Here is a 4,309-nt window from a genome sequence, read left to right as displayed (position 1 = left end):
AAACTCATTTAAATCACTTTGCTATTAAGTACAAATTGATTCTTAGAGCGAACCAGATTGCTTGGCAGGAGCTTAAAAATATGGCAGCTTAAAATTGACCGTGCGTAACATGAGTAAATAAGATATTTTTTTAAATGAGGATCTACGTGTGCTAATTGATTTTACCGAAAAGATTGTTGATGGCATTTTTGCAAGCTTACCGCGGGTTAGGCCTTCAGCTTATCAAGCCAATAACGGCCTATTGATCGCTCATCGTGGAGCTCATGATAATAACAAGAGTATTTTTGAGAATACCCACCAAGCGTTCCAACGGGCCCAAGATTTAGGCTGTTGGGGGATAGAGTTTGATGTCCATGCAACAGCCGATGGAGTCTTTGTCATTAATCATGATCCCGATTTAAGTCGTTTATGGCAAAAAGAGGTCAATATTGAGGAGGTAAATTTTATTGAATTAAGGGCCTTAGTGCCTGAAATCCCATCCTTAGCGGAAGTGATTGCCCTCTATGGCGCCTCCTTACATTTATTTATTGAATTGAAAATTGCCGTAAAAAACCCCCAAGCTTTATTAAATGCCTTAAGCGCCTGTGAGCCCATTAAGCATTATCATTTATTAACGTTAAATCCGGATTTTTATGAAGGTTTAGATAGTCTTCCTGGCGAGGCTTTATTGTTAGTAGCAGGACATAATAACGTCCAAGAGTTTTGCGATTTAAGTCTTAGGAAACCCTATGGCGGGGTATTGGGTAATTATTTATTGTTAACCAATAAAAAAAGGAAGAAATTACTTAATGCTCAACAGGCAACGGGAGTTGGTTTCGTTAATTCAAAGAATAGCTTATATCGTGAACTGAATAGAGAGGTCAGTTGGCTTTTTACTAATGAAGCCCTGCGTGTTAGCCGTTATTTAAACCATTTACGTTTTCCATCTTAGGCTTTGCGCGCTTAATTTAACGCGCAAATCAAAGGGGAAAACCAGCAATAATTAATGGCCTGTAAACTCATTAATGGTTGTTGTGAGCCTAAGTACCAACTCACTTATTTCTTCTTCATTGATAATTAGGGGCGGTAAGAGGCGAACCACAGTATCGGCGGTAATATTAAATAAAACGCCGTGCTTTAAACCAAGGGTCCGCATATCGGTGGCCGGCCTGTCTAATTCAATCCCAATCATAAACCCTTTGCCGCGAATCGCTTTTACATTGGGATGCTCGCCCAGCGCATTAATGAGTTTATTCATTAAGAGGCTGCTGTTTTTAGTCACGCGTTCACAAATTTTATCACGCTCAATAACTTCAAGTACGGTCAATGCGGTTGCACAGGCCAAAGGATTGCCGCCAAAAGTGGAGCCATGATTGCCTGGTTTAAATAAATCAATGGCTTTTTTACTCATTAAGCAGGCGCCAATAGGTACACCATTACCAAGGCCTTTAGCCGTAGTTAAGACATCGGGCTGGATGCTATAATGCATGCAAGAAAATAGCTTTCCGGTTCGGGCATTACCTGTTTGGATTTCGTCTAAGATCAATAACCAGTCATGCTGTTCGCAAAGTTGGGCCACCGCCCGTAGATAGCCTTCCTCTGCTGCATAAATACCGCCTTCACCCTGGATGGGTTCTAACATTACAGCAACCACATCTTCTCTATTGGCGGCAATAGTATGGATGGCATCTAAATCATTAAACGGTGCGCGGATGAAACCAGGCACTAAGGGTTCAAAACCGGCTTGAACCTTCCGGCTTCCTGAGGCGGTTAAAGTGGCCATAGTTCTGCCATGAAAAGCACGTTCCATGACGATTACCGATGGTGTCTCAATCCCTTTTTTATGACCATATAAGCGACTAAGTTTGATTGCCGCTTCATTGGCTTCGGCGCCAGAGTTAGCGAAGAATACCTGTTCCATACCGGTCATTTTAGTAAGCTTTTCGGCAAGCAGCTCTTGTTCTTTAATATGGAAGGTATTGGATGTATGTAGAAGTTTTGCTGCTTGTTCTTGGATAGTTTTAGTGACCTCAGGGTGAGCATGACCTAATCCACAAACTGCTATTCCACTGAGACCATCGAGGTATTCCTTGCCTTGTTCATCATACAACCATACACCTTTACCATGGGTAAAGGTAATGGGCATGGGATTATAACTGGTAATTAAAGCCATTAACTCTCTCCCTGCTGTCTTAAGTTTTAACGCATATTGCTACTTACAAATTCCCAGTTTACTAAAGCCCAAAAAGCATTAACATAATTAGGGCGTGCATTCCGGTAGTCAATATAATAAGCATGCTCCCAGACATCACAGGTTAAAAGTGCAGTGAGTCCTTCTGTCATGGGTGTTCCGGCATTGCTGGTACTGATAATTTTTAAGTCGCCAGCCGCATCTTGAACTAGCCAGGCCCATCCTGAACCAAACGTGGTAATGGCGGTTTGGGTAAATTGTTCTTTAAAGTTCGCAAAAGAGCCAAAATGCTTATTAATAGCTTCGGCTAATTTGCCGCTAGGCTCATTACCACCTTTAGGGCTTAGACAATGCCAATAGAAAGTATGGTTCCAGACTTGTGCCGCATTATTAAACACACCACCTTTAGCTTTTTTTATAATATCTTCAAGGCTCATTGACTCAAATTCAGTCCCAGCAATAAGTTTGTTTAAATTGGTCACATAGGTTTGATGATGTTTGCCGTAGTGGTATTCAAGTGTTTCTGCTGAAATATGTGGTGCTAAAGCATCTTTACTATAAGGTAGTTCTGGTAAAGTAAAGGTCATGATTATTCTCCCTAATTACAAAACATTAAAGTGTGTTAAGTGTAGCAGGAAGAGCATGATATTCAATCCACACTTACTGGATTTTCTGGCCGGTTTTTGGGTTTGACGTTAATTAATAAGCAAGATGCTTAGTTGTAATGCAGATGAGGCGCTTAGTTATGGTTGAGCCCCTAATGCGGATCTGTGGAAAAATTGTGATTAACGCGCATATTTTCAGCTAGATTATTATTTTTTATAAAATTAATGTATAATATTAGCTCATTTTGCTGTGGTCTAAATGTAATTTGCTTCCTAAGACAAACATTAGTTGCGGCTTTATTATGTTTTCGCCATAATTGCTACATTTTATTTCAAACATTAAGGTGCATTCGTGGATACTTTAGATAAAATTAAAAATCAAATTGCAGACAATGCAATTATTCTTTATATGAAAGGCACGCCTAAGATGCCCCAATGTGGTTTTTCTGCTCGTGCGGTTCAATGTATCGAAGCCTGTGGGGTTGATTTTGCCTATGTCGATATTCTTGCTAACCCAGACATTCGCCAAATGTTGCCGCAAGTTTCTGATTGGCCTACTTTTCCCCAATTATTTGTGAAAGGGGAATTAATTGGCGGCTCGGATATCATTGCCGAAATGTTCCAACAAGGTGAGTTAGAGACTATACTGCGTGATGCTGTTGCCGCGTAAGCAATAATAATAAGCAGGTTAAGTTCCTGCATTTTAACGGAGATAATGAGATGAGCGTTTTAGTTGGTCGTAAAGCACCTGATTTTACGGTAGCTGCTGTGCTAGGAAATGGCGAAATTGTCGATAAATTCAATTTACATGAGCATTTAAAAGGCAAATATGGGCTAGTATTTTTTTATCCTTTAGATTTTACCTTTGTATGTCCTTCTGAATTAATTGCCCTGGACCATCGTATGGATGAGTTTAAATCACGCAATGTGGAAGTGGTTGCTGTTTCTATCGACTCTCATTTTACTCACAACGCTTATCGCAATACTCCAGTACAAAATGGCGGAATTGGCCAGGTTCGTTACACTATGGCGGCTGATATGACTCATAGCATTTGCCAATCTTATGGGGTTGAGCACCCTGTGGCTGGTGTTGCCTTCCGTGGTGCCTTTATTATTGATACTCAAGGTATGGTTCGTGCACAAATTGTGAATGATCTGCCGATAGGCCGTAATGTCGATGAACTTCTGCGTACTATTGATGCTGTACAATATTTCGAAGAGCATGGGGAAGTTTGTCCTGCTGGTTGGAAAAAAGGTGATGCCGGCATGAAAGCATCTCCTCAAGGGGTTGCTGAATATTTAGCACAACACTCTGAAAAATTATAATTCTTGCAAACCCGCAAATTTAGATTTGCGGGTTATTCCCATTCTTTCTAGTTTTTCACCGGTAATATTTCCTTAAGCTATTTTCTTTATACAGGGTCACCTCATGAAAAATTTTGAGATAAGATAGTGGTTAAAATAGAATCATCCCATCCAGCATTTTTTCTGAGCCGCTTAATAGATTGCCTTTTCATCTGATTTTTAGTTAATT

General features: G+C 40.3%; 5 protein-coding genes. 3 read left to right on the top strand and 2 right to left on the bottom strand.

Annotation, left to right across the window (positions count from 1 at the left end; translation table 11 throughout):
* Window positions 1-148 precede the first annotated feature (148 nt).
* Window positions 149-931, top strand: a complete 783-nt coding sequence (locus tag ELY15_RS13960; RefSeq protein ID WP_127101081.1) for a glycerophosphodiester phosphodiesterase family protein — start codon at window positions 149-151, stop codon at window positions 929-931.
* 51 nt (window positions 932-982) lie between these two features.
* Here the strand turns inward: ELY15_RS13960 and ELY15_RS13955 are convergent, their stop codons facing one another.
* Both ELY15_RS13955 and sodB read right to left on the bottom strand, forming a co-directional pair.
* Complete coding sequence (locus ELY15_RS13955; protein WP_127101080.1) at window positions 983-2,152, bottom strand: aspartate aminotransferase family protein; 1,170 nt, start codon at window positions 2,150-2,152, stop codon at window positions 983-985.
* 26 nt (window positions 2,153-2,178) lie between these two features.
* Window positions 2,179-2,757 (bottom strand): superoxide dismutase [Fe], encoded by a 579-nt coding sequence (sodB, locus tag ELY15_RS13950; RefSeq protein ID WP_127101078.1) that lies wholly within the window; start codon window positions 2,755-2,757, stop codon window positions 2,179-2,181.
* A 370-nt stretch (window positions 2,758-3,127) separates the two neighbouring features.
* Here sodB and grxD point away from each other — a divergent pair, with 370 nt between their 5' ends.
* Together grxD and ELY15_RS13940 are read left to right on the top strand one after the other, a co-directional pair.
* On the top strand, window positions 3,128-3,445 hold the full coding sequence (gene grxD, locus ELY15_RS13945; RefSeq protein ID WP_127101076.1) for a Grx4 family monothiol glutaredoxin: 318 nt from the start codon (window positions 3,128-3,130) through the stop codon (window positions 3,443-3,445).
* A gap of 50 nt (window positions 3,446-3,495) precedes the next feature.
* On the top strand, window positions 3,496-4,101 hold the full coding sequence (locus tag ELY15_RS13940) for a peroxiredoxin (RefSeq protein WP_127101074.1): 606 nt from the start codon (window positions 3,496-3,498) through the stop codon (window positions 4,099-4,101).
* Window positions 4,102-4,309: the final 208 nt, after the last annotated feature.

The sequence above is a fragment of the Legionella sp. km772 genome (assembly GCF_003989735.1).
Lineage (GTDB): Bacteria > Pseudomonadota > Gammaproteobacteria > Legionellales > Legionellaceae > Legionella.
This window is presented reverse-complemented; position numbering and strand designations above follow the sequence as displayed.